The organism is Cedecea sp. (genome assembly GCF_036500665.1).
Taxonomy (GTDB): domain Bacteria; phylum Pseudomonadota; class Gammaproteobacteria; order Enterobacterales; family Enterobacteriaceae; genus Cedecea.
The window spans coordinates 1-2,151 of sequence record NZ_DASYBS010000095.1; the positions used below are offsets into that span (position 1 = coordinate 1).

General features: G+C 51.3%; 6 protein-coding genes and 1 pseudogene. All 7 read right to left on the reverse strand.

The annotated features are described in order from the left end of the window. Window positions 1-180: pseudogene (locus tag VGM55_RS14845) on the reverse strand (DNA topoisomerase III); the annotation flags it as partial. Continuing rightward, the gene (locus VGM55_RS14850; protein WP_159466453.1) at window positions 181-666 is read right to left on the reverse strand and encodes an ATP-binding protein; all 486 of its coding nucleotides are present in this window, start codon (window positions 664-666) and stop codon (window positions 181-183) included. Beyond that, window positions 663-971, reverse strand: coding sequence for a hypothetical protein (locus VGM55_RS14855; RefSeq protein WP_331635903.1), 309 nt, complete (start codon window positions 969-971; stop codon window positions 663-665). The genes VGM55_RS14850 and VGM55_RS14855 overlap by 4 nt, the downstream gene beginning before the upstream one ends. Next, on the reverse strand, window positions 968-1,270 hold the full coding sequence (locus tag VGM55_RS14860) for a hypothetical protein (protein ID WP_331635904.1): 303 nt from the start codon (window positions 1,268-1,270) through the stop codon (window positions 968-970). Before VGM55_RS14860 ends, VGM55_RS14855 begins: the two co-directional genes overlap by 4 nt. Next, the gene (locus tag VGM55_RS14865; protein ID WP_331635905.1) at window positions 1,263-1,499 is read right to left on the reverse strand and encodes a hypothetical protein; all 237 of its coding nucleotides are present in this window, start codon (window positions 1,497-1,499) and stop codon (window positions 1,263-1,265) included. The genes VGM55_RS14860 and VGM55_RS14865 overlap by 8 nt, the downstream gene beginning before the upstream one ends. Window positions 1,500-1,502: 3 nt before the next feature. Further along, entirely contained in the window at window positions 1,503-1,814 is a 312-nt protein-coding gene (locus tag VGM55_RS14870; protein WP_159466450.1) for a TrbM/KikA/MpfK family conjugal transfer protein, read from the reverse strand. Between the two features lie 174 nt (window positions 1,815-1,988). Further along, window positions 1,989-2,151 (reverse strand): autotransporter outer membrane beta-barrel domain-containing protein (locus VGM55_RS14875; protein ID WP_331635906.1); only part of this gene is annotated, 163 nt, incomplete at its 5' end.

Genomic DNA, 2,151 nt, shown 5'->3' on the forward strand with positions numbered 1-2,151 from the left:
CCAGGTGGCATAGGCCGGGTTGATCACTTCCGGGGGAACCATTTCGAGGACGTGTCCAACGCAATAGCTCACAATGTCGGTGGCCGATTCGGCATAGCCATTATGCCGGGTGAAGTTGCCGCCGAGCGCCTTTACAATGTCACTGGCCACAGAGGGCTTTTCTGCTATCCACAGTCTCATTTAATCGTTCTCCTGCTCAGGATCAAAATATGTTTCAACTTCACAGGTGAAGTTATTCCCTTCTCTGTCCAGACGAATAATTGCGCTCAGTGAACCTAATACACCCTGGTAATACCGGAGAAGTACCGGATCGGCATTTTCAGGGAAGGCGACAATAATGAGTCGCTTACCTGATTTCCTTGCTGTCTTAATCAGATGCAGCAACTTTGAGCTTTCAAGGTTTACAGGAAACTCCACGGCATCGAGGATCAGGTTTTTTTCAGGCGTGTTGAGTAGTTCTGACTCGAAGTCAGCGTAATTATTTTCACAGAGCATGCATGGGCTCGCCCGGCCACCATTTTTTGTCAGTTCCACAAAATCAAAGTATCTGGCGTCGGGAATGTTAGCGTCATGAATAAGGGTGCTTTTTCCTGCCCCCGCTCTGCCGATGACGAATATATGGGCATCCAGCTTACTTAGAATTATTTTGGCAAAATTACGGTTCATTCCTGTTCTCTCCTGATTTCATACAACATATTTTGATAAGCCTGATATGCGCCCTGCCGGGTGCTTTCATCCAGACGAAAACCCTGACTGACCGCAATCTCCTGAAAAGTCGCTGCGTCACTGGTGTTAAGGTTGTTCAGTATGTCTGCAAGCCCGGTAATAACGCGGTAGTGGTAAATTTCGTAATGCTGGCCACAACTCCGGCCAGCGTTTTTTGACGTGCGGTGTATCAGACTGATGGCGCTCACAGAATCACCGCGCACATGTGGCCAGGGAGGGGCTATAAAGCCCCGTTTGAATGTCATTGCCAGTTTTCCTTCATCCACTGGTTGGCTTCTTCTTCACCTGAAGGCTGCGTTATGAAGAAAATCGGCATGCTCAGCACTGAGGCACAAAACTGCTGTTTTTGCGCCGGTAATGCCAGGAACGTGGCGGAATGTAGTGCGGCAAGCTGGACAAGTTCAGGCGTATTCGCCTGAACTGCCGCTGCGTGAGGCTTTATTTCGGCGAGAATGGACAGGATGCTTTCCAGGAATGCCGAAGTGAGTCCTTCGTCGACCAGGAGGTCGGCGAAAGACTCCAGAGTGATGGTCTGGTCAATCATGGCCATGCTCCTTCAGTTTCACTCTGAAAGCGCAGTTGTCCATGATTGTCCGGGCAAAATCAGCGGCCGCAGTATCACAACTAACAATGCTGTCGAGCGCACGGAATACCGATGGGGGGAGCATAACGACGCCCATTCCCGTGCGGGTGTAGCCTGGACAGGTTTCTGGTTCGGTGATTTCGCCCTTGTTCCGGAGGAAAAAAGCCATTGGTTCGGTTGAATTAATCATCTGTCACCCCTTCAGTCTGCCGAACTTGCTGATGATTTTGTTGATAATGGTCTGATCGGCGGCTGCGCATTTCTGCAACAGCGTTTTACGCGCATCGGCGGTCTGGCCTGGCAGAAAGGCACCATGCTTCTTCTTCTTGATGTTCATGAAGTTTTTGTACATTGGGTCGCATTCGGCGGGGTTGCCCCCCTCCAGTTTTCCCGCCATACACAGATAAATAGCGCAGGGGTCATTAGCGTCGGCATCGTCACCGGCGAATGCAGGAACGGCGACGGCAGCGCACAGCAGCGCCGCCGCAATAGCGGTGTGTTTCATACGCAGGATCTCTTCGGAAGTGGGGCGGATAAAGCCCTTCGGTTGTTCAACCCTGGTTCACCCGATTAAAATCAGGTGACCACTGGCGTTATCGGTAAAAGAAGATTTCGGGGGGGCAGCTCAGGCAAGTACCTTTTGGCCGAAACTCGCCCGGGCTGGTTTTAAGATGCGTGATTAGAAGTTAAAACGGTAGCCCCCGTTGATCTGCCGCTGGTTGAAGCGCTTGCCCGTAATACTGTCTGCTTCAAGGTAAAGCGTATGCGTATTGTTCAGGCTGGCACTTACCCCCAAACCATTGCTCCACGCGTTGCCTTTAAAGCTATGGGCTTCACGAGCG

What these genes read in the sequence shown, in the direction of transcription:
- VGM55_RS14850 (WP_159466453.1), bottom strand. Translation starts at nt 666, where the DNA reads ATGAACCGTAATTTTGCCAAAATAATTCTAAGTAAGCTGGATGCCCAT.
- VGM55_RS14855 (WP_331635903.1), bottom strand. Translation starts at nt 971, where the DNA reads ATGACATTCAAACGGGGCTTTATAGCCCCTCCCTGGCCACATGTGCGC.
- VGM55_RS14860 (WP_331635904.1), bottom strand. Translation starts at nt 1,270, where the DNA reads ATGATTGACCAGACCATCACTCTGGAGTCTTTCGCCGACCTCCTGGTC.
- VGM55_RS14865 (WP_331635905.1), bottom strand. Translation starts at nt 1,499, where the DNA reads ATGATTAATTCAACCGAACCAATGGCTTTTTTCCTCCGGAACAAGGGC.
- VGM55_RS14870 (WP_159466450.1), bottom strand. Translation starts at nt 1,814, where the DNA reads ATGAAACACACCGCTATTGCGGCGGCGCTGCTGTGCGCTGCCGTCGCC.